The following is a 22,934-nucleotide window of genomic DNA, read 5'->3' as shown; positions in this document are numbered from 1 at the left end:
GATGGATCCCGTCATCACGGCCTCGGTGCCGCTGCTGGAGCCGCCGGGCTGGGCGGTCGCGCAGCGCGAGCTGTTCGACCTGCTCGACCACGCCTGGCGCCAGTTCGACCGCGACTTCACCGGGCCGGACGGCCGGCTGACCTACCGGGGCCGGCTGTCCACACGCGACGGAGTGGACGACTTCTACGAGACCTTCTTCAACTGGCCCCAGCTCTACCTGCTCGGCGGCGCCGACGACCTGCTCGCCGCGGCCGAGCGGCACTGGGCGGGGGTCACCCGGCAGCTGACCGAGCTCGGGATGCTCCACGACGAGTACGAGCGCGGCTACGACTGGTTCCACCAGAGCGAGAGCATGCTGCTGTTCTACTTCCTGTGCCTGGCCGCTCCCGACCGGTGGGCCGAGCGGGCGGTGCGGTTCGCCGAGCTCTACGTCGACCCCGCGTGCGGCAACTACGACCCCGAGCACCGCATCATTCGCCGGCCGCACAACGGCAGCGACCCGCGACGGGCGGGGCTGTTCGACGGCGAGACCTATCCCTGGCTGCCCCGGGAAGCGCAGCAATACGGCTTTCCGCTGGACTGGGTGCTGCCACCGCACGCCGGCGACCCCCCGCTCGACCGCGACCCGCGGTTGGGGGAGGAGATGCGCCGGCGCATGGGAGTGGGGGACACCGCGGTCAACCTGGCCGCGACCAGCCTCGTCCGCAACGCGTTGCTGCTGACGGGGGAGACCCGCTACCGGAACTGGATCGCCGAGTACGTGGGTGCCTGGCGGGAGCGGGCCGCGGCCAACCGCGGCATCCTCCCCGACAACGTCGCCCCGGACGGCACGGTGGGCGGGCTGCTGGAGGGTCGCTGGTACGGCGGGCACTACGGCTGGTCGTGGCCGCACGGCTGGTACGCCATCGGGCCGGCCGCGACGGCCGCGGCGCTGGCCGCCGCGGCCGCCACCGGTGACGACTCCCTGCTCGACCTGGTCCGGCCCGCGCTGGAGGAGATCATCGCCTACGGCAAGGTCATGCCCTTCGCCGAGGCGGACTCCAGCCTCCGGTCCAAGTGGACGGTCCAGCTGGACGAGGACGTGCACACGCCCACCCTGCACGTGCCGTTCCGGTACGCCGACCGGGGGTGGTTCGACTACAACCCGATGCCGATGTCGGTGCCCACGGCGCTGTGGCACCACTCCGCCGCGTCCGCCGACCGGGAGCGCATCGAGCGGCTGCGCGCGGCAAGCGGCTACGACTGGCGGACCGTGCGGGCGTTCCGCATCAAGGAGGAGGCGGGCCACGAGGAACCCTGGTTCGCCTTCCTCGCCGGGGACAACCCCGACTACCCGGAGCGGATCCTGGCCGCCGCACAGGCTCAGGTGCGGCACCGCCTGGCCCGCATGGAACGCCACCGCGACCACGACGTGGCCGAGGCCGACATCCACCTGTGGCAGCAGTCGAACCCGGTGGTCACCGAGGCACTGGTCCAGTTGACCTGGGGCGGCCCCCAGGTGATCTACAACGGCGGCCTGCAGCAGGCGCGGGTGCGCTACTACGACGCCGCGGCCCGGCGGCCCGGCCTGCCGCCCGCGGTGGCGGCCCTCGTCTCGAGCATCGACCCGCGGGCGACCACGGTCGACCTGATCAACCTCGATCCGCGGACCGCGCGCTCGGTGATCGTACAGGCCGGGGCGTTCGCCGAGCACACCGTCCGCACCGTGCGCCACACCGGCTGTGCGGACCCGTCCTGGATCGGCGACCTCTACGACTACGGACACGGCCAGCCGCGCGTGATCTCAACGTCCACATTGGTCAACGGGCCGTGGCTGCGGGTGGAGTTACCCCGCTCCACCCGGATCCGGCTGACCTTGCGAATCGACCCGCACACCCGAACTCCGTCCTACCGCACCCCGTTCGACCCGCGCTGACAACAACACACCGATTCACGACCAACCGTCGAATCACACCCTGCAAAGGATTGGTCATGAGTGGCAGAACTCCCTCAGTAACAGCCGCCCTGGTCGCGGCCACCATGGTCACCGGGGCCGTGGTGACCGCGCCCGGAGCACAGGCCGCCGACGCCGCGGTTGCCAGGATCGTGGTCGCCCCGTACGGAAACGACCTCAACGCGGGCGACCTCGACCGTCCGGTGGCCACCCTTGGCAAGGCCCAGGAAATGGCGCGCGCCCTGGCCGACGAGACCGACGTGGTCGTGGAGCTCGCGAGCGGCGTGTACCGGCTGTCGAAACCGCTGGAGCTCACCGGCGCCGACTCCGGCCGCAACGGCCACACGGTGACCTGGCGGGCCATGCCCGGCGCGACGCCGATGGTGTCCGGCGGGGAGCCGGTGACCGGCTGGACACTCCAGGACTCGGGCCAGAACATCTGGGTCGCGCCGGTACCGCAGGGCGTCGACTCCCGGCAGCTCTACGTGGACGGGGTGCTGGCCCCGCGCGCCTCGATCCCGATCTCGCGCACCGACGTGCAGATCACCACGATCGGGATGACCATCACCAACCCCGCGCTCAACTTCCTCGCCACGCTGCCGCAGCAGAACCGGATCGAGGTGGAGAGCCAGAACTCGTTCACCAACCGGTACTCGCCCGTCCAGAGCATCAGCGGCACCACCATCACCATGCAGCAGCCCGCCTGGAACAACAACAACTGGGGCTACGACACACTCGCCCGCCCCTTCGCCGGCGGTCAGCTGTTCCTGGCGAACTCCTACTCGTTCCTGCGCACCGCCGGGCAGTGGTACCTGGACCCGCAGGCCGGGCGGCTCTACTACCGGGCGGCCGCCGGCCAGTCCCCGGTGGGGCACGAGGTCATCCTGCCGCGGCTGACCTCGCTGGTCCGGCTGAGCGGCAGCTACGCCGACCCGATCCGCAACATCACGATGCAGGGCATGATCTTCGAGCACACCACGTGGCTCACCCCGGGAACTTCGATCGGGTACGCCAACCAGCAGAGCGGCACGTTCATCCCGACCGCCCACCAGATGCCGCCCGACTTCCTGAGCTCGTGTCAATCGGGTTGCCAGCTGTTCGAGGGCGCACGCAACGGCTGGGCCCAGGTCCCCGCCGCCGTGCAGGTCTCGGCCGCCACCGGCATCACCTTCGCCGACAACACCTTCCGCCACCTCGGCCAGGTGGGCTTGGGCATCGGCAACGACGCGAACGCCCACGCGTCCGGGATCGGCCTCGGCGCGTCCAACGTCACCGTCTCCCACAACACCTTCACCGACATCTCCGGTGGCGCGATCGTGGTCGGCGGCGTGCGGCCCGACGCGCACCACCCGTCCAACCCCGCGATGGTCAACCGGGACATCACGATCAGGAACAACCTGGTGACCGATGTCGCCAAGGACTACAAGGACATGGCCGGCATCCTGTCCACCTACGTCACGCACACCGTCATCGAGCACAACGAGGTGTCCAACCTCGCCTACGACGGGATCGACGTCGGTTGGGGCTGGGGCGCCAACGACGCCGGGGGCAGCCAGGACTACCGCAACCGTGGCCTGTACAACTTCCAGCCGGTCTACACCACGCCGACGACGCTGCGCGACACCATCGTCAGGTTCAACCTGGTGCACGGCACGAAGAAGGTCTTCCACGACGGCGGGAGCATCTACAACCTGTCCGCCAACCCGGGCGGATCGATCGACCACAACCTCATCTACGACAACCGCGGCACCGTCGGCCTGTACCTGGACGAGGGCTCACGCTTCGTGAACGTGTCCAACAACGTGATCGTGGACGCCGGGGTATGGGCCTTCACCAACGCCAACTCGAGCAACAACACCAACGACAACATCTTCGCCGGCAACTGGTTCAACACCGGCGCGACCCAGGTCGCCACCGGACCCCCGCACAACAACGTCCTCAGTGGAAACGTCCAGGTGAGCGGAACCTGGCCCACGGCGGCCGGACAGGTCATGGCCCAGGCCGGCATCGAACCGAACCTGCGCTCCAACATCAGTGACGTCCTTGCGCTGGGGGCGGCCAAGTGCCTGGACGTCAACGGAGCCTCCACGGCACCGGGGACACAGTTGCAGATCTGGGCGTGCAACGGTGGGTCCAACCAGATCTGGACGCGTACCCCGTCGGGCCAGCTGACCGTCTACAGTGGAAACAACACCCGGTGCATGGCCGCTCTGAACAACCAGACCACATCGGGCACCCCGGTTGTGATCGCGCAGTGCACCGGCACGGCCGGCCAGCAATGGCGGTTCAACGCCAACGGCACCGTCACCGGCGTCGGGTCCAACCTGTGCCTGGACATCAACGGCGGCGCCACCGCCAACGGCGCCAAGACCATCCTGTGGACCTGCCACGGCGGCAGCAACCAGCAGTGGGCCTTCTGACGACCAAGGAGATCTCATGAAGCTCAAGAGAGCGATCCCGGGCTGCCTCGGGGCCGCCGCCCTGGTGGGCGCCACGCTCGTCCAACTCGCCCCGCCGGCCACGGCGGCCGGCACCGGACCATGCGACATCTACGCCGCGGGCGGGACGCCCTGCGTGGCCGCGCACAGCACCGTGCGCGCGCTCTTCGGTTCGTACAACGGAAATCTGTATCAGGTTCGGCGTTCGTCGGACAACACGACCCGCGACATCGGGTTGCTGGCCGAGGGTGGCGTGGCCAACGCGGCGGCGCAGGATTCGTTCTGTGCCGGCACCTCCTGTGTCATCACCGTGGTCTACGACCAGGCCGGTCGAGGGAATGACCTGTGGTATCAGGGATCGACTGTGGTGCCCGGCTCGAGCCAGAGTCGCCCGGCGAACGCGACGTCCGAGTCCCTGACGGTCGGGGGTGCCAAGGCCTACTCGCTGTTCATCAATCCCAGCAACAGCTACTGGCGCGACGGTCACCTGACGGGGGTGCCGACCGGCAGCGCGCCCGAGGGTATGTACATGGTGACCAGTGGCACGCATGTCAACGGCGGCTGCTGTTTCGACTACGGCAACAGTGAGACGACCAGAACCGCCGACGGGCCGGGCGCGATGGATGCGATCAACTTCAGCACGCAGTGTTGGTTCGGCGGGTGCTCCGGAACCGGTCCGTGGGTGCAGGCGGATCTCGAGTTCGGGCTCTATTCGGGTGGGAGCCAGTCCTGGAACCCGAACCAGCGGGCCTTCACCAGCCGGTTCGTCACGGCGACGCTGAAGAACAACGGGACGTCGCGGTTCGCGATGAAGGGAAGCAACGCGCAGTCCGGTAGCCTGTTCACGTTGTGGGACGGCGCGCTTCCCCCCGGGTACAGTCCAATGCGCAAGCAGGGTGCCATCGTGCTGGGTAGCGGTGGTGACTGCTGCAAGCCCGGCGGTGGCGCCAACCTCAGCGCCGGCACCTTCTACGAGGGAGCGATGGTGTCGGGCTACCCGTCCGACGCGACCGAGAACGCGGTGCAGGCCAACATCGTCGCCGCCGGCTATGGCAGTGGCGGCTCCGGCACGACCGGGGCGGTGCGTGCGGTCGCTTCCGGGAGGTGCTTGGACGTCAACGGTGCGACCACCACGCCGGGAACGCAGGTGCAGATCTGGGACTGCCACGGCGGGTCGAACCAGAGCTGGACGCGTACCGCGTCTGGGCAACTCACCGTCTACAGTGGAAGCAACCTCAGGTGCCTCGACGCCTCCGGCGCCGGGACCACCAACGGCACCCCGGTCATCATCTGGACCTGCCACGGCGGCGTCAACCAGCAGTGGCAAGTCAACCCCAACGGCACCATCACGAGTGTCCAATCCGGACTGTGCATGGACGTCTCCGGCGCCGGCACCGCCAACGGCACCAGGGTTCAGCTCTGGACCTGCAACGGCCAGTCCAACCAGCAATGGACCCTCGGGTAGGAAAGGAGCGAGCATGGCACGAGTGCTGATCCTGACCGGCGACGCCGTCGAGGAACTCGACTCGATGTACCCCGTCTTCCGCCTTCGCGAGGCCGGCCACGAGGCGGTCGTGGCCGCGCCCACGACGCGGGCGGTGAAGCTGGTGGTGCACGACTTCGAGCCGGGCTGGGACGCCTACACCGAGAAGCCCGGCCACCAGCTGCCCGTGGACCTGGCGTTCGCCGACGTGCACCCGGAGGACTACGACGCGCTGGTGATCCCGGGCGGCCGGGCGCCGGAGTACATCCGAACGGATCCCGACGTGGCCCGCGTCGTCAGGCATTTCTTCGACCGCGGGCTGCCGGTCGGCACGATCTGCCACGGCCCGCAGGTGCCGGCCGCGCTGGGTCTCCTGCGCGGCCGCACCACGGCCGCATACCCGCCGCTGAAGGCCGACGTGGAGCAGGCCGGCGCCACCTTCGTGGACGGACCCGACGTCGTGGACGGCCCGATGGTCTCCTGCCGCGGCTGGCCCGACCTGCCCCACTGGTCGCGCGCGTTCCTGCAGGTACTGGAGAAGTCGAGCATTCCGGGCTGACCCGGCCCGGCCCGGAGCGCTTGCAGCCTTCGGGCGTGTCCGGGTTGGGCACCTCGTGCTCGCCGACCCCGGCACCTCCGAAGCGATGATCCGCCGGGCCGTTGACAAAAAGATATTTTACGTAAAGACTCGCTTTCGCTATGCGAGACGTCGTCTACCTCGACCAGATCGAGCAGGCCGAGGCCCTGCTCAAGCCGCAGCGGATCGAAGTGCTGCGGCAGCTCGCCGAGCCCCGGTCGTGCACCGAGGTGGCGGTCGAGCTCGACCAGACCCCGCAGCGGGTCTACTACCACGTGAAACGCCTACTGGAGGCCGGCCTGGTGCGCCAGGTGGCCGAGCGCCGGGTGCGCGGGATCCACGAGGGGATCTACCAAGCGGCCGGCCGGTCCTACTGGCTGTCCCCGCGCCTGGTCGGCCGGATCGGGCTGCGCCAGACCCGCGACCGGCTCAGCCTGGGCTACCTGCTGGACCTGATGGAGGACGTGCAGGCGGACGTCGCCGCGCTCGACCTCACCCGGCCAGACCTGCCGTCGATCGGCATGTCCGGGGACATCCGGGTGCGCCCGGAGCAGCGCAAGGCGTTTCTCGACGAACTGCAGCAGACGCTGCAGGACCTGTTCACCCGCTACGGCGGTGCCGAGGGCGACCCGTTCCGCCTGGCCGTCGCCTGCTATCCCAAGGGAGACCCCAATGACCGAACAGCACCGACCGCCGAGTGACCTGCGCCTGCGCGCGGTCGTTTCGGCCCCACCCAAATCGTGTACGAGGCGCTGACCGACCCGGCCGCGCTGCGCGTTTGGCTGGCCGAGCACGCCGACGTCGACCTGCCCGGGAAGTACGAGTTCTGGGGCCGCTTCACGCCGGACGGCGCCGAGCCGCACCAGCGCGTGCTGCACGTGGACGAGCGCACCATCCGGTTCACCTGGACCGTCGACGGTGTCGAGACCACGACGCAGTTCGAGCTGGCCGAAGACGAAGACGGCACGCTGGTCACGCTGAGCCAGAGCGACCTACCCGGCTTCGAAGACGTCCTGGCCGACACGGCCGGTGCCCGCGGCGCGCTGCAGACGTTCTGGTCCCTGGCAATCGCCAACCTGGCCGACTATCTGGCCGGCCGCGAGCTGACGCCCAAGTGCGACTTCACGGCGGCCGAGTTGCACGCCTCGGTCGTGATCGACGCGGTACCGGAAGCGGTGTTCGACTCGATGATCCAGCCGGAGCAGTTCCGCGAGTGGTTCGGTGCCAATGTGGACATCGAGCCCTATGTGGGCGGCCGCTTCGCGATGGGCGGCTTCGAGCTGGACCCCGGAGGGGCCAAGTTCGTCGAGTTCGAGCCGGGCCGCAAGGCGACGCTGCGGTTCGCCGACGGCATGATCGACAGCTGGGAGCTGGACGGCTCGGACGGCAAGACCCGGCTCACCCTGGTGGAAAGCGGCTTCGATCCCACCAACCCGCCGTACCCGGGCTGGGCCGGCTGGCTGAGCGGCATCGCCGCGCTGCGGCGCTATCACGAACTGCCCGGCTCGCGCTCGATCTGGCGCCAGATCGAGATCCCCGGTGTCCCCGCGGGCATGCTGGCGATCAACCAATGAGATGAGCGGCCCGGAACGCGTTCCGGGACCAGGCGCAGCCAGTCCGCACCGCGTACGAGATTCCGTCCACAATGGACCTTCGGGGATGCCTCTCCGGCCGGCGCCGGTCCTCGGCGCCGGCAGCAGCGGCCCGACCAGCGCCCACGGCTCGTCTGCCAGGTCCGAGGGGCGATGGCGTCGGCGACGTCCGGCGCGGTCAGGTCGACTCAGCCCGGCGCCAGGTCGGCCACGGTGAACGCGCGGCGGATCGGGGCCGGTGCGGGGTCGGCCGGCCACGAGTGGTCCCGCGTGGCGGGTCCCACCCGTGGTGGTGCGCGTCGATCACGGTGCGGTCAGGTCCCGGTCGCGGGGAGCACCTCGGTCTCCTCGGCGGAGTCGTCGGTTCGGTGGCCGGCGCCGTGCACCCGGCGCAGCCACCGCTCGGTGGTGCTGATGTGCACGAGAGCCGCCGCCTGGGCCAGGTTGGCGTCGCGGTCGGCGAGGGCGGCGTAGATCGCCTCGTGCTCGGCGAGGGTGCGGTCGGCGGAGTTGGCCTCGACCATCCCGCGCCACACCCGCGCGCGCAGCGTTCGGCTGGAGATGCCGTCGATGAGCGTGGTCAGCGCCTCGTTGCCGGTCGCCGCGACGACCGCTCGGTGGAACGCGGCGTCGTGCTGGTTGAGCAGTTCGACGTCCTCGCTCGCCGCGTGCATCGCGTCGAGGTGGCCGCGGATCTCGGCGAGGTGATCGGGGGTCACCCGGGTGGCGGCGAGCCCGGTGGCGACCGGCTCGAACAGCCGGCGCACCTCGGTGAGCTCCAGCAACGTGTTGCCTTGCATGAGTTCCACGGCTAGCCCGAGCCCCTCGAGCAGCACGGCGGGGGCGAGGCTGGTGACGTAGGTGCCGTCGCCGCGACGTACGTCGAGGACCCGGGCGACGGCCAGCGCCTTGACCGCCTCGCGCATCGGGCTGCGGGAGATGCCCAGCTCGGCGGCGAGTTGCTGTTCGGAGGGCAGCTTCGAGCCGGGCTTCAGCTTTCCGGACTGGATCAGCGCCCGGATGCGGGCGATGGCCTCGTCGGTGCGCGACACGCGCCGACCGTACGCCAGACATGCGACGTCGGCAATCCTGTCGGACAAATACATCATATGTATTTCGGGAGCTGTGGCCGCCAGCTTCATCACGACCTGGCGGTTTACCAGTCGGCGGCTGAGCGCTCTGGACACATGGGCATATGTCTTCTATACATACATGTGATGTCTACGTCCCTGGCGAGCCGAGGTGGGCGACCCGTGACAGAGCTGATCGCCGCCGTGGACGCGGTCGACGTGCGCTTCCCGACCTCCCGGGAGCTGGACGGGTCGGACGCGATGAACCCGGAGCCGGACTACTCGGCCACCTACGTCACCGTGCACACCAGCGGCGGCCGCCAGGGCTTCGGCCTGGCGTTCACCGTGGGGCGGGGCAACGAGATCACCGTCGCGGCGGTCCGCTCGCTCGCGCCGCTGGTGGTCGGCCTGCCGGTCGCCGAGGTGTTCGCCGACCTCGGAGGGTTCTCCGCCCGCCTCACCCGGGACAGCCAGCTGCGCTGGCTCGGCCCGGAGAAGGGCGTGATCCACATGGCGGCCGCCGCCGTGGTCAACGCCGTCTGGGACCTGCGGGGCCGGCACGAGGGCAAGCCGGTGTGGCGGCTGCTGGCCGACCTCTCACCGGAGGAGCTGGTGTCCCTTGTGGACTTCCGGTACCTCGCGGACGCGCTCACCCCCGGCGAGGCGCTGGCGATCCTGCGGGACGCCGAGCCCGGCCGGGCGCAGCGGCGGGAGAAGCTCGAAGAGACCGGCTATCCGGCCTACACGACCACCCCCGGCTGGCTCGGCTACAGCGACGACAAGCTGGTGCGGCTGGCCAAGGAGGCGGTGGCCGACGGGTTCCGCCAGATCAAGCTCAAGGTCGGCGCCGACCCGGCCGCCGACGAGCGCCGGCTGCGACTCGCGCGGGCCGTGGTCGGGCCGCAGGTGCGGATCGCCGTGGACGCCAACCAGGCGTAGGGTGTCGAGCAGGCCATCGAGCGGCTGCGCCGGCTCGCCCCGTACGACCCGTACTGGATCGAGGAGCCGACCTCACCCGACGACGTCCTCGGCCACGCCGTGATCCGCACGGCGGTCGCCCCGATCAAGGTCGCGACCGGCGAGCACACCCACAACGCGGTGATGTTCAAGCAGCTGCTGCAGGCCGGCGCCATCGATGTCCTGCAACTGGACGCGAGCCGGGTCGCCGGGATCACCGAGAACGTCGCGATCCTGTTGCTGGCGGCCAAGTTCGGCGTGCCGGTGTGCCCCCACGCCGGCGGTGTCGGCCTCTGCGAGATGGTGCAGCACCTGGCGATGTTCGACTACGTCGCGGTCAGCGGCAGCACCGAGGACCGGGCGATCGAGTACGTCGACCACCTGCACGAGCACTTCGTCGACCCGGTCCGGATCCGCGCCGGCCACTACCTCGCCCCCACCGAGCCGGGCCTCGGCGCCCGCATGCACCCGGCGTCGGTGGCCCGTTTCCAGTACCCGGACGGCGCCGAGTGGGCCGTGGCGGTGGCCGGATGAGCCCGCTCAACGTCGTCATCACCGGTGGCGCCTCGGGCATCGGGCTCGCCACCGCCATCCTGTTCGCCGCCCGGAACGCCCATGTCGCCTGCCTGGACCTGCGCCCGGACGTGCCCGAGCCGCTGCTCGGCGTCGAGGCCGACGTGACCGACGACGCCTCGGTCCGCGTCGCGGTCGAGACCGCGGCGGACAAGCTCGGCGGCATCGACGTGCTGGTCAACAACGCCGGCATCGGCGCGGCCGGCACGATCGAGGACAACCCCGACGACGAGTGGCGGAAGGTGTTCGAGGTCAACGTGTTCGGCATCGTGCGCACCACCCGTGCCGCGCTGCCGTACCTGCGCCGCTCCGCGCACCCCGCGATCGTCAACACGTGCTCGGTGGCCGCCGTGGTCGGCCTGCCCGACCGCGCGGTCTACTCCGCGTCCAAGGGCGCGGTCCTGGCGCTCACCCGCGCCATGGCCACCGATCTGCTCGCCGACGCCATCCGCGTCACGTGCGTCAACCCCGGCACGGTCGACACCCCCTGGGTCGACCGGCTGCTCGACGCCGCCGCCGACCCGGACGCCGAGCGCGCCGCGCTCGCCGGCCGCCAACCCATCGGTCGGCTGGTGACCGCCGACGAGGTCGCCGCCGCCATCGCCTACCTCGCGTCCCCGGGATCCGGCGCGGTCACCGGCACCGCGCTTGCCGTCGACGGGGGCATGCACGGCCTGCGGCCGCGCACCTGACAACACCGCCGAAGCACGAAGGAGTGTGCGGGATGGGACTCCACAGGATCGGCGCGAGCCTGCTCGCGCTGTCGGCGGCCGCGGCGCTGACCGCCTGCGGCGGCGAGGATGGTGCCGCCGGCAGCGGTGGGACCGTGGTCGGGGTCGACTACCCCCGATCGGACACGGACTTCTGGAACTCCTACATCGGCTACGTCCCGCGCTACGGCAGCGAGCTGGGCCTGGAGTTGAAGACCACCAACTCGCAGAACGACGTGGCCACGCTGACGTCAAACGTGCAGACCCTTGTCAGCCAGGGCGTCAAGGGCGTGGTGATGGCGCCGCAGGACACCGCGGCCATCGCGCCGACGCTGCAACAGCTGGCCGGCAAGAAGATTCCCGTCGTCAGCGTGGACACCCGCCCGGACGCGGGCGAGGTGTCCATGGTGGTGCGCGCCGACAACCGGGCCTACGGCCAGAAGGCATGCAAGTTCCTCGGTACCAAGCTGAAGGGCACCGGCAAGGTCGTCATGCTGCAGGGCGACCTCTCCTCCATCAACGGCCGGGACCGCACCGAGGCGTTCAACGAGTGCATGAGGGCCAACTTCCCTAACATCAAGGTCTTCGGCGAGGCCGCCAACTGGGACGCCGCGACCGCGTCGGCGAAGCTGCAGACCGACCTCACCGCCCACCCGGACATCAGGGGCGTCTACATGCAGTCCAGCTTCGCGCTGGCCGGCACACTGCAACTGCTACGCCAGCGCGGCCTGCTGGTCCCGCCGGACGATCCGCGGCACGTGTTCGTGGTGTCCAACGACGGGATCCCCGAGGAGCTGAAGAGCATCGCGGCCGGCAACATCGACGCCACCGTCTCCCAGCCCGCCGACCTGTACGCGAAGTGGGCGCTGCAGTACGTGAAAGACGCCATCGCCGGCAAGAAGTACGCGCCGGGAAAGACCGACCACGACAGCACGATCGTCCAGGTGCGGCCCGGCCTGCTCGAAGACCAGCTCTCCGCTCCGCTGGTCACCCGCGACGGCGCGACGTTCGGTGACGTGCCGAGCCTGCGGTACGACGACAAGTCTTTGTGGGGCAACAACAACCGCGGCTGAAGAGGTGGGCACGATGACGGGCCGCCCGGTGGTCGAGGCGATCGGGGTCAGCAAGCGGTTCGGCTCCACCGTCGCGCTCGACGGCGCCGGCATCAGCGTCCGGCCGGGCGAGACCCACGCCCTGGTGGGCCGCAACGGCGCCGGCAAGTCCACGCTCGTGGCCGTCCTCACCGGACTGCTGGCGCCCGAGGCGGGCACGCTGCTCTTCGACGGCGAGCCGGCGCCCCGGCTGTCCGATCGGGACGGTTGGCGACGCCGGGTCGCCTGCGTGTACCAGCGTTCCACCGTGATCGGTGAGCTGACCGTCGCGGAGAACCTGTTCCTCAACCGGTACCAGCGCGGCCCTGCCCGCCTGATCAGCTGGCCGCGGCTGCGCCGCGAGGCCGCGCGCCTGCTGGCCGAGTGGTCCGTCGACGTCGACCCCCGGCTGCCGGCCAGGGAGCTGAGCGTCGAGGACCGGCAGCTCGTGGAGATCGCGCGGGCACTGTCGTGCGGCGCCCGGTTCATCATCCTCGACGAGCCGACCGCTCAGCTCGACGCGGCCGCCATCAACCGGCTGTTCGACCGGATGCGCGGCCTGCGGGAGCAGGGCGTGACGTTCCTGTTCATCAGCCACCACCTGCAGGAGATCTACGAGATCTGCGACACGGTCACCGTGTACCGGGACGCGCGGCAGGTCCTTACCGCGCCGGTGGCCGGACTGACCCGCGCGGACCTCGTCGCGGCGATGACCGGCGAGGCCCGCCCCGGCTCGGCCGCCGCCGACCGTGCCGGTGCTCCCGCCGGGGAGCCGGTGCTCACCGTGACCGGACTGTCCTGTTCGGACCGCTACACCGGCGTCGACTTCGACGTCGGCGCCGGGGAGATCGTCGGGCTGGCCGGCGCCGGCGGCAGCGGCAAGACCGAGCTGGCCGAGACGCTCGTCGGCCTGCGCCGTCCCGACACCGGCACGATCACGGTTGCCGGCCGGCCGCTTCGGCCCGGCGACGTGCCGGCCGCACTCGCCGCCGGGATCGGGTTCGTGCCACGGGACCGGCACCGCCAGGGCCTGGTCGGCGGCATGTCCATTGCGGACAACGCCACGCTGACCATCCCGCACCGGCTCGGCCCGGCCGGCTTCGTCAGCGGTGCCCGGCGCGACGGCATCGCCCGCACGATGATCGACGACCTGGCGATCAAGACACCCGGACCCGACCTGCCGGTCACCAGCCTGTCCGGCGGCAACCAGCAGAAGGTCGTGCTGGCCCGGGCCCTCGCAAACGACCCCCGCCTGCTGGTGCTGATCACCCCGACCGCCGGCATCGACGTGCGGTCCAAGGAGTTCCTCCTCGGCCGGATCGCCGGCGTCGCCGAGCGGGGCACCGCCGTGGTGATCGCCTCCGACGAGCTCGACGACCTGCGTGGCTGCGACCGTGTGCTGGTGCTGTTCGGTGGCCGGATCGTCGCCCGGTTCTCCCGCGGCTGGACCGACCACGAGCTCGTCGCCGCCATGGAAGGAGTGGACCTGCATGTCTGAGACCACCGAGCTGGCACCGCGACCGGTGGCCTCGCCGCACTCGACCCGCCACGGTGGAGGAAAGATCGCCCTGGCAAAGCTGCGGGACCTTGCGCTCATCCCGGCCATCGCGGCGATCTGCGTACTCGGGCAGCTGGTCAACCCGGTGTTCCTGCGCTACGACAACCTGATCAACGTCCTGCAGACCATGTCGGAGATCGCCCTGCTCGTGCTCGCGCAGACGATCGTGCTGATCGTGGGCAGGATGGACCTGTCGCTGGAGTCCACGTTCGGCCTGGCGCCCGGCGTCGCCGCCTACCTCACCGTCACCGGCGGGCAGGGCCTCGGCCTGCTGCCCGGCATGTGGGCCGTCCCCGCCACGCTCGCGGTCGGCCTGGCGATCGGTGCGGTCAACGCCGTGCTGATCGTCCGGTTCGGACTCAACGGGTTCATCGTCACCCTCGGCATGCTGATCGTCCTACGTGGACTGCTCACCGGAATCAGCGGCGGTCAGACCTTCTTCAACCTGCCACCGGCCATGATGTACCTCGGCAGCGCCACCTGGTTCGGCGTGCCGGCGTCCATCTGGATCTGTCTGGTGCTGTTCGCCGCCGGCATCGTGGTGCTCGGCTTCACCACCGTCGGCCGCTCGCTGTACGCGGTCGGCGGCAACCTCGACGCGGCCAAGGCCGCCGGCATCCGCACCGACCGCGTGCTGATCGGCGTGCTGGTCGTCGCCGGCCTGCTCGCCGCGCTCGGCGGGCTGCTGCTGTCCGGTCGGCTCGCGTCGGTCGCCGCCGCGCAGGGCAGCGGCGCGATCTTCACAGTGTTCGCCGCCGCGGTGATCGGCGGGGTCAGCCTCAGCGGCGGCCGCGGCACCGTCTTCGGCGCGTTCACCGGCATCCTGCTGCTCTACCTCATCCAGAATGTGCTCACCCTCGCCGGCGTTCCGGCGCAGTGGATCGGCGCGCTCAACGGAGCGATCATCCTCGTCGCCCTCGTGCTGTCCCGGCTCACCAGCGGACGCAACCAGGAATAGGAGCCCACACCGCCGACGGAATTTCCCTGCCCAATTCCCTCCCTGCATCAGAAATGACGCCTGGGGCAATTCCGCGCGCGCTCTTTATTGCGAAGATCGGAAAACTCGACCTGTTCTTTCGAGGACAATTGTGTTAGCATTATGCGAGCGTCTCGTGTGGATTTTATCGCAATCAGAAAGAGGCAATGATGCCCACGCCACCCGGCACGCGCCGCACCGCCGTGCTCGCCGCCGCATCCGCCATGCTCACCCTGTTTCTTGTGGCGCCACATTCACCGCCGGCACAGGCCGCGGCCGGCAGTCCGGCGCTCACCCCGCCGTTGGGGTGGAACAGTTGGAACAGTTTCGGGTGCGGTGTCACCGAGTCGGTGGTCCGCCAGGCGGCCGATGCGATGGTCAACTCGGGGATGCGGGACGCGGGTTATCAATACGTGGTGGTCGACGACTGCTGGTTCGACCCGCAGCGCGACGCGGCGGGCAACCTGCGGGCCCACCCGACGAAGTTCCCCAGTGGCATGAAAGCGCTTGGCGACTACATCCACGGCCGGGGGTTGAAGTTCGGGATCTATCAGGTGCCCACCGATCGCACCTGTGCCCAGCGCGTCGGCACGCATCCCGGCGCCACCGGCAGCCAGGGGCACGAGGTCCAGGACGCCCGCACCTTCGCCTCCTGGGGCGTGGACTACCTCAAGTACGACTGGTGCTCGCCCGAGGGCACCCGCGACCAGCAGGTCGCCCGGTTCAGCCTGATGCGCGACGCGCTGCGCGCCACCGGGCGGCCCATCGTGTACAGCATCAACCCCAACAGCTTCCACGCCGTCACCGGCGACAAGTTCAACTGGGGTGAGGTCGCCGACCTGTGGCGCACCACCGAGGACTTGCTGGACATCTGGCAGAACGGCAACGTCAACAGCTACCCGATGGGCGTGGGCAACGTCGTCGACATCACCGCCCCGCTCGCCGCGCAAGCCGGACCGCAACACTGGAACGACCCGGACATGCTGGTGGTCGGCCGGCCGGGGCTGACGCTGACCGAGTCGCGGTCGCACTTCACGCTGTGGGCGCTGATGGCCGCGCCGCTGATGGCGGGCAACGACATCCGGACCATGTCCGCCGACATCAGCGCGATCCTGCGCAACGCCAGGCTGCTTGCGGTGAACCAGGACCGGCTCGGCGCCGGTGGCCGGCGGGTGCGCGACGACGGCAACACCGAGGTGTTCGCCAAACCGCTGTCGGACGGGTCGGTCGCAGTCGGGCTGTTCAACCGCGGCGGTGGCACCACCACGATCACCGCCACGGCCGCACAGATCGGGCTGTCCGGCGCCTCGTTCACCCTCACCGACCTGTGGACCGGTGCCACATCGACCAGCGGCGGGCAGATCACGGCCAGCGTGCCGGCCCACGGCGTCGTGGCCTACCGGGTGAGCGGCGGCACCCTCCTGGCCAACTCGACCTCCCGGCTGCGGGGCGTCGCCTCGAGTCGTTGTCTGGATGTCGACAACGCCTCGACCGCAGCCGGCGCGACCGTGCTGATCTGGGACTGCCACACTGCGGCGAACCAGCTGTGGACCACATGGGCCAGCGGCGAGATCCGCGTCTTCGGCGACAAATGCCTCGACGCTTTCAACCAGGGCACCACCCCCGGGACTCGGGTGATCACCTGGTCGTGCAACGGCCAGAACAACCAGCGGTGGACCCTCAACTCCGACGGATCCATCACTAACGTCGGTTCCGGACTCTGCCTTGACGTCAACCAGGCCGCCACCGCCAACGGCTCGCCGCTGATCCTGTGGACCTGCAACAACCAATCCAACCAGAGGTGGGCGCGCGGGTAAGCCCGGTGGCCGGCCGGGGTCAGCCTGGAGGGAACACGATGTCGGATCTGACGCGACGGCAAGTGATGAAGCTCGGTGCGGCCGGGGCGGGAGGCATGCTGCTGCCCGGGTGGACCGCGGTTGCCAGGGCCGAGTCGACCGCGCCCGCGGAAGTACGGGCGGCGGGCGATCTGGCGCTGTGGTACGACGAGCCGGCGGGCTTGGAGTGGCTGCGGGCGCTGCCGATCGGCAACGGCCGGCTCGGCGCCATGGTGTTCGGCAACACCGACACGGAGCGGTTGCAGCTCAACGAGGACACGCTGTGGGCGGGAGGCCCGCACGACTACAGCAACCCTCGGGGCGCGGGATCCCTGCCGGAGCTGCGGCGGTTGGTGTTCGCCGACCAGTGGGCGCAGGCGCAGGATCTGGCCAACCAGACGATGCTCGGGATTCCGGCGGGCCAGCTGGCCTACCAGCCGGTCGGCGACCTGCGGCTCACGCTTCCGGCCGCCGGCGGGGTGTCGGGCTATGAGCGGTGGCTCGACCTCACGACCGCCACGACGGTCGTGAGCTATGTGGCGAACTCCGTGCGGTACCGGCGCGAGGTGATCGCCAGTGCGCCGGACCAGGTGATCGCCATGCGCCTGACGGCCGAGACGTCCGGCTCGATCTCGTTCACCGCCTCGTTCACCACGCCGCAGCGCGCGACGCCGTCCAGCCCCGACGGCACCACGATCGCGCTGGACGGCCGCTCCGGCGACCACCGGGGCATCCCCGGCTCGGTCCGGTTCCTCGTGCTGGCCAGGGCCATCGCCGACGGAGGCAGCGTGTCGAGCTCCGGCGGCACGCTCCGGGTGACGAGCGCCAACGCGGTGACGCTGCTGATCTCCATCGGCACCAGCTACGTCGACTACCGCAACGTGAACGGCGACTACCAGAGCATCGCCCGGGGCCGGCTCAACGCCGCCGCGGGCACCGCGTATGACACCCTCCGCACCCGGCACGTGGCCGACTACCAGAGGCTGTTCGGGCGCACCGGCATCGACCTCGGCCGCACCTCGGCGGCCGACCAGCCGACCGACGTCCGGATCGCTGCGCACAACTCGGTCAACGACCCGCAGTTCTCCGCGCTGCTGTTCCAGTACGGCCGGTACCTGCTGATCTCGTCCTCGCGGCCCGGCACCCAGCCGGCCAACCTGCAGGGCATCTGGAATGACCAGCTGAACCCGCCCTGGGAGTCGAAGTACACCCTCAACGCCAACCTGCCGATGAACTACTGGCCGGCCGACCCGACCAACCTGGCCGAGTGCTACGAGCCGGTGTTCCGAATGATCAACGACCTCACGGTGACCGGTGCCCGCACGGCGCAGGTGCAGTACGGCGCCCGCGGCTGGGTCACGCACCACAACACCGACGGGTGGCGCGGCGCCTCGGTTGTCGACGGGGCGGTGTGGGGCATGTGGCAGACCGGCGGCGCCTGGCTGGCCACCATGATCTGGGACCACTACCGGTTCACCGGCGACGTCGAGTTCCTCCGGGCCAACTATCCGGCGATGAGGAGTGCCGCCCAGTTCTTCCTCGACACCCTGGTGACCGAGCCGAACCTCGGGTGGCTGGTCACCAACCCGTCGAACTCGCCGGAGCTGCCCCACCACCCGAACGTCAGCATCTGCGCCGGTCCCACCATGGACATGCAGATCCTGCGCGACCTGTTCGACGGCTGCGCCCGCGCCAGCGAGGTGCTCGGCACCGACGCCGACTTCCGCGGGCAGGTCCAGGCGGCCAGGGCGCGGCTGGCGCCGATGCGGATCGGCTCCCGCGGCAACATCATGGAATGGCTCTACGACTGGGTGGAGACCGAGCCGAACCACCGGCACATCTCGCATCTGTACGGCCTGTATCCCAGCAACCAGATCACCAGGCGCGGCACTGTTGCGCTGTTCGAGGCCGCCCGGCGGACCCTGGAGCTACGCGGCGACGACGGCACCGGCTGGTCGCTGGCCTGGAAGATCAACTTCTGGGCGCGCATGGAGGACGGCGGCAGAGCCCACAAGCTGATCCGAGACCTCGTGACGACGGCCCGGCTGGCGCCCAACATGTTCGACCTGCACCCGCCGTTCCAGATCGACGGCAACTTCGGCGCCACCTCCGGCATCGCCGAGATGCTGCTGCACAGCCACAACGGCGAGCTGCACCTGCTCCCCGCGCTGCCACCGGCCTGGCCGACCGGCAGCGTCCGCGGACTGCGCGGCCGCGGCGGCTACACGGTCGGCGCCGCCTGGAACGCCGGCCACGCCGAGGAAGTGTCCATCACCCCCGACCGCGCCGGCACCCTCCGGCTCCGCTGCCGGATGTTCACCGGCACCTTCGAACTGCGCGACACGACGACCGGCAACCAGATCCAGCCGGCGAAGCCGGAAGCCGACCTGATCGAGTTCACCGTCCAAGCCGGACACATCTACCGCGCAACCGCCCTCGCGCCCCCGCCGGTGGTGCAGCCCGGCGTGAACTACCGGCTGGTGGCCCAGCACAGCGGCAAAGCCGCCGACATCGCAGGCGTGTCCACGTCGCCCGGCGCCTTGCTGCAGCAGTGGTCGCTGACCGGCGGGCTCAACCAGCAGTTCGACTTCCTCGACTCCGGCGGCGGCTTCTACCGGCTCCGGGCCCGGCACAGCGGCCTGGTGCTCCAGGCGGCCAGCAACAGCAGCGGCGCCAACATCACCCAACAACCCGACACCAACGCCACCAGCCAGCAGTGGCGGGTAGTCGACCACGGCGGCGGAGTGGTGAGCCTGGTCAACCGGCAGTCCGGCCTGGCCCTGGACGTCTGGAACGCCTCCACGGCCGACGGCGCCCGCATCTCCCAATGGACCCTCACCGCCAGCCCCAACCAACGCTTCCAACTCCAACGCGCTTAGCCGACGCTCACGCGTCCACGCGGCCGGTGATCAGCGACGGACCGCCGGCCAGGCACCAGGCGGCGATCACGGGGTCGCAGATGGCACAGCCGAGGGAGGAGTGTTCAGCGAACGGGAGGATGGGGCTGCCCTTCAGGTGGTGCAGCACGTCCCACGCGGCACGCACCGCTCGATGTTTGTGGTGAACCGTCGCCCGTCGGTGCCCTGCGTGATAGCCGAGGCGATCCGCAGCCGATCCCACAAGCGTTCAGAGGCCACGACGTTCCGATCGGCCGCGAGTCGCGGACCTCCATCGGCGAATCCCCGGCGGCGGCCAAGCCGGTCGGTGATCGTCTGCCAGGCCGGGTCCTTCGACGCCGCGACGGCGGCGAACAGCGCGGGCCGTCCCGCTGGCTCGGCGTAGACCTGGGAGTCGTCCGGGCTGTCGCCACCGGCGGCAGTCCGCACAGCAGCTGGTTCCCCGCGAGGTACCGCGGCGTGCGCCGCCTCGACATCGTCCACCCAGAAGGTCGAGTTGGAGCTGTTGCGGCGGCGAACCGTCCGGCCAGTCCGGCGCGACGTGCCCAGCGGACAGCTGCACGCGATCCGCGGCGCCCCGTCCACCAACCCATGTGGAAGTCGTCCTCGGCGGTCCCCGTGCCGCCGAGCAGCCCGGCCCAGAACTCGCTCTCGGCGGCCAACTCGGCCGCATCGAACACCAGGACCTGATGCTTGATCTTCATGCCTGGCGCGGTAACCACGGTTTCGAACGTTCTGCGTCCGCATTCGTGCGCTCACAGTCAAGCCGGGACCGGCCGAACCGGCCGACAATTGGTCGGGTTCCCGGCGGTTTCGAGGTCAGTGGGGCGGCCATGCAGATGCAGATGCTGTACGACACCAGAAGCGTTCATCCGCTCGACCGGTACGACTACTACCAGGCGGCCTCTGCCACCGAGCTGGCCCCGGTGGCCGTCGACGGGCGGGCACCCGGCCGCCTGCTGGCCGTGATGTCGACGGCCAGGATCGGCGACCTCGAACTCGAACACGTCACCTGGTCCGCCAACGCCCAGCTCGTGACCAGGCGGACCCAGCGCTTCATCCAGGCCCGCGACCCGCAGTGCTACCGCGTCTTCCTGTGCGCCAGCGGCGTGATGATCGGCGAGCAGGAAGGCAGGCCGGTCCCGCTCAGAGCCACCGACATGGCCCTGTTCGACCTGTCCAGCCCCTGCGACAGCACGCACGGCATAGAACCCACGCGGATGCGGGCGGTCATGCTGTCCATCCCCCGATCCCAGGTGCCCGTTCCCCGCGTCGCCGTCCGCTCCCTGACCAGCACCCGCGTCCCGAGGGCCCTGCCCGGACGAAGCCTGATCGCGCAGTTCCTCCTAGGGCTCGACCCCGCCCTGCCGGCGCCCGACCCCGCACTTGCCGACGTCCTGCGCGAGAGCGTCACCGGCCTGATTCGGGCATGGCTGGGCCTGCCGAGCGGGATCAGCCCCCGCACGCGCCAGACCCTGTGGATCGCCCACCTCAGCAACCTCATCCGCCGCCGCCTCGGCGATCCCGGCCTCAACGTCGAACAGCTCGCCAGGGCCGCGCACCTGTCACGGCGGTCCCTGCACCTGCTGTTCCGCGACAGCGGCCTCACGCCCATGCGCCTGGTCAAACAGCTGCGCCTGCGCGAATGCCACCGCAGCCTCCTGGACCCGGCCATGGCCGACACACCCATCAAGGACCTCATCACCGCGCACGGTTACCTGCGACCAGACCAGTTCGCCCGTGACTTCAAGCAGCACTTCGGTATCTCCGCCAGCCAGGTCCGCGCTCGGCACACCCGGTGAGCAGCCATGTGGTCCGTTCTGCTCGGCGGCACCGCCCCATGGGTGGCCGCCATAGCGACCCTGCTCCTGGTTCTCGCCGCCACGCTGCTGATCATCCACCAGGTCCGCGCCAGCGACGGCGACATGTCCGAGCGACATTCGGCGCCGAACTGAACATCCGCACCGTGTTCCGGTCACCAACAGTAGCTCGCCTCGTCGAGCGCCTCGCCGACCCAGGTAGTGGACCTACGACAACAACAGCAAGCACAACGTCAACTCGTTAGCGCGCAATCCCGCCGTGCTGTGAACGGGCTGGATGCGGTCTCGGAGGTGTTATCGGTGATCTTGATGACGTCAGCCGGGCTCCGGGCTTGCCTGGAGGGTCAGACGGCGGATGTGGGCTTCATTGGACCAAGCAAGAGGCCGCGCCGGCTTGTCGCCTTTATCGTCCCGAGTAATGGGATCGAGTCTTGGATCGGCAGGTGTACAGCGTGATGATTCGTGACGTGTCGTCATTGGCGGTACATCGAACCATCCTCGTTGTGGATGTTGAGGGCTTCGCTGATCATCGTCGATCCAACTTAGACCAGGTCGCGGTGCGCGCAGGTCTGTATCGAGCCATGCAGAAGGCGTTCCACACAGCAGGGATTTCATGGACCGATTGCGATCACGAGGACCGCGGAGACGGCGTGCTTGTGCTGGCCCGGGCCGACGTGCCGAAGAGCCTGTTCGTCGATGCGCTGCCCAATGCGCTCGTCGAAGCGTTGCATGCACACAATGGGACGTATCGGGTCGAGGCGCGAATCCGGCTACGGATGGCGCTGCATGCCGGGGAGATCAACTATGACCCGCATGGGGTTACAGCAGCTGCGGTCAACCTGGCGTTCCGTCTGCTTGAGGCAGATCCGCTCAAGGCCGCGCTTGGCCATTCGTCCGGCGTTCTGGCGATGATCACGTCGTCATGGTTCTTCGATGAGGTAGTTCGACACAGCCGGGCCTGCAACCCGGCCGCGTATCGCCCGGTCTCCGTGGCAGTCAAGGAAACAACGACCACGGGATGGATCCACCTGCCTGGTGGCCCAGCCAGCACAGGCCTACTCTCGTCCGCGTCGACCACTGATCTCAGCCCCGTTGGCCGGACACGTCGGGTATGGGATCAGTGATCTTGGTCTGACTCCGTGTGCAGGGCTTCAAACGTGACGGGGCTGTGCATTCCGATACCGGAATGTCTGCGTTCCGGGTTGTACCAGCATTCTATCCATTCGAAGATCGGGGACTCTTACCGGACTTCCGAAGATCGTAGGCATTTTCGGTTTGGTCAAGTGAGCTTCCCCCCGGATCGTGGAGGACTCCTCTATGCGGCTCGGTCGGCCGCACGGGTCTCGTAGTCGATCGGGGACTGCATGCCACAGGAACTGTGGCGACGTCGACAATTATAGAAGTCGACGACCCATTTGACAATA

At 69.5% G+C, this 22,934-nt stretch carries 17 protein-coding genes and 2 pseudogenes; 16 read left to right on the top strand and 3 right to left on the bottom strand.

Annotated features, from left to right (window positions below):
• Window position 1 precedes the first annotated feature (1 nt).
• The 6 genes from VGX25_RS34385 (at window position 2) to VGX25_RS34360 (ending at window position 8,005) form a co-directional block, all read left to right on the top strand.
• A complete protein-coding gene (locus tag VGX25_RS34385) occupies window positions 2-1,915 on the top strand; it encodes a hypothetical protein (RefSeq protein ID WP_326922158.1) in 1,914 nt (637 codons plus the stop codon).
• Window positions 1,916-1,971: 56 nt separating this feature from the next.
• Window positions 1,972-4,353, top strand: a complete 2,382-nt coding sequence (locus VGX25_RS34380) for a ricin-type beta-trefoil lectin domain protein (protein ID WP_326922157.1) — start codon at window positions 1,972-1,974, stop codon at window positions 4,351-4,353.
• Between the two features lie 16 nt (window positions 4,354-4,369).
• Window positions 4,370-5,836 (top strand): arabinofuranosidase catalytic domain-containing protein, encoded by a 1,467-nt coding sequence (locus VGX25_RS34375; protein WP_326922156.1) that lies wholly within the window; start codon window positions 4,370-4,372, stop codon window positions 5,834-5,836.
• Between the two features lie 13 nt (window positions 5,837-5,849).
• Complete coding sequence (locus VGX25_RS34370; RefSeq protein ID WP_326922155.1) at window positions 5,850-6,413, top strand: DJ-1/PfpI family protein; 564 nt, start codon at window positions 5,850-5,852, stop codon at window positions 6,411-6,413.
• A gap of 140 nt (window positions 6,414-6,553) precedes the next feature.
• Entirely contained in the window at window positions 6,554-7,132 is a 579-nt protein-coding gene (locus VGX25_RS34365) for a helix-turn-helix domain-containing protein (protein WP_326922154.1), read from the top strand.
• A gap of 39 nt (window positions 7,133-7,171) precedes the next feature.
• Window positions 7,172-8,005 carry an SRPBCC family protein gene (locus VGX25_RS34360; RefSeq protein WP_326922153.1) on the top strand — a complete coding sequence of 278 codons (834 nt, stop codon included), beginning with the start codon at window positions 7,172-7,174 and terminating at the stop codon, window positions 8,003-8,005.
• A gap of 332 nt (window positions 8,006-8,337) precedes the next feature.
• On the opposite strand, the gene VGX25_RS34350 is transcribed toward VGX25_RS34360, so the two are convergent.
• On the bottom strand, window positions 8,338-9,075 hold the full coding sequence (locus VGX25_RS34350) for a FadR/GntR family transcriptional regulator (protein WP_326922152.1): 738 nt from the start codon (window positions 9,073-9,075) through the stop codon (window positions 8,338-8,340).
• Between the two features lie 165 nt (window positions 9,076-9,240).
• Between VGX25_RS34350 and VGX25_RS34345 the strand changes: the two are divergent.
• The 7 genes and pseudogenes from VGX25_RS34345 to VGX25_RS34315 all read left to right on the top strand — a co-directional run bounded on the left by VGX25_RS34345 (window position 9,241) and on the right by VGX25_RS34315 (window position 19,672).
• A pseudogene (locus tag VGX25_RS34345) lies at window positions 9,241-10,584 on the top strand (enolase C-terminal domain-like protein).
• Window positions 10,581-11,315, top strand: coding sequence for an SDR family oxidoreductase (locus tag VGX25_RS34340; protein WP_326922151.1), 735 nt, complete (start codon window positions 10,581-10,583; stop codon window positions 11,313-11,315). The pseudogene VGX25_RS34345 and the gene VGX25_RS34340 overlap by 4 nt, the downstream one beginning before the upstream one ends.
• 32 nt (window positions 11,316-11,347) lie before the next feature.
• A complete protein-coding gene (locus tag VGX25_RS34335) occupies window positions 11,348-12,406 on the top strand; it encodes a sugar ABC transporter substrate-binding protein (RefSeq protein WP_326922150.1) in 1,059 nt (352 codons plus the stop codon).
• A gap of 13 nt (window positions 12,407-12,419) precedes the next feature.
• Complete coding sequence (locus tag VGX25_RS34330) at window positions 12,420-13,922, top strand: sugar ABC transporter ATP-binding protein (protein ID WP_326922149.1); 1,503 nt, start codon at window positions 12,420-12,422, stop codon at window positions 13,920-13,922.
• Entirely contained in the window at window positions 13,915-14,940 is a 1,026-nt protein-coding gene (locus tag VGX25_RS34325) for an ABC transporter permease (protein WP_326922148.1), read from the top strand. The genes VGX25_RS34330 and VGX25_RS34325 overlap by 8 nt, the downstream gene beginning before the upstream one ends.
• A gap of 242 nt (window positions 14,941-15,182) precedes the next feature.
• Window positions 15,183-16,775 (top strand): glycoside hydrolase family 27 protein, encoded by a 1,593-nt coding sequence (locus VGX25_RS34320; protein WP_326922169.1) that lies wholly within the window; start codon window positions 15,183-15,185, stop codon window positions 16,773-16,775.
• 38 nt (window positions 16,776-16,813) lie between these two features.
• Complete coding sequence (locus tag VGX25_RS34315) at window positions 16,814-19,672, top strand: glycosyl hydrolase family 95 catalytic domain-containing protein (RefSeq protein WP_326922147.1); 2,859 nt, start codon at window positions 16,814-16,816, stop codon at window positions 19,670-19,672.
• 7 nt (window positions 19,673-19,679) lie between these two features.
• Here VGX25_RS34315 and VGX25_RS34310 read toward each other — a convergent pair.
• Window positions 19,680-19,838 (bottom strand): annotated as a pseudogene (locus VGX25_RS34310) (DUF6010 family protein); the annotation flags it as partial.
• Window positions 19,839-20,523: 685 nt separating this feature from the next.
• Between VGX25_RS34310 and VGX25_RS34305 the strand changes: the two are divergent.
• The 3 genes from VGX25_RS34305 (at window position 20,524) to VGX25_RS34295 (ending at window position 22,634) form a co-directional block, all read left to right on the top strand.
• On the top strand, window positions 20,524-21,492 hold the full coding sequence (locus VGX25_RS34305) for a helix-turn-helix domain-containing protein (RefSeq protein WP_326922146.1): 969 nt from the start codon (window positions 20,524-20,526) through the stop codon (window positions 21,490-21,492).
• 6 nt (window positions 21,493-21,498) lie between these two features.
• Window positions 21,499-21,645 (top strand): hypothetical protein, encoded by a 147-nt coding sequence (locus tag VGX25_RS34300; RefSeq protein ID WP_326922145.1) that lies wholly within the window; start codon window positions 21,499-21,501, stop codon window positions 21,643-21,645.
• A gap of 296 nt (window positions 21,646-21,941) precedes the next feature.
• Window positions 21,942-22,634: a hypothetical protein gene (locus VGX25_RS34295; RefSeq protein WP_326922144.1), complete on the top strand. Its 693-nt coding sequence runs from the start codon at window positions 21,942-21,944 to the stop codon at window positions 22,632-22,634.
• Here the strand turns inward: VGX25_RS34295 and VGX25_RS35890 are convergent.
• Window positions 22,628-22,741: a hypothetical protein gene (locus VGX25_RS35890; protein WP_414636077.1), complete on the bottom strand. Its 114-nt coding sequence runs from the start codon at window positions 22,739-22,741 to the stop codon at window positions 22,628-22,630. The two genes, VGX25_RS34295 and VGX25_RS35890, sit on opposite strands and share 7 nt — an antisense overlap.
• Window positions 22,742-22,934 lie beyond the last annotated feature (193 nt).

Origin of the sequence: Actinophytocola sp., assembly GCF_035942955.1 — a bacterium.
GTDB lineage: Bacteria > Actinomycetota > Actinomycetes > Mycobacteriales > Pseudonocardiaceae > DASYTH01.
This window is presented reverse-complemented; position numbering and strand designations above follow the sequence as displayed.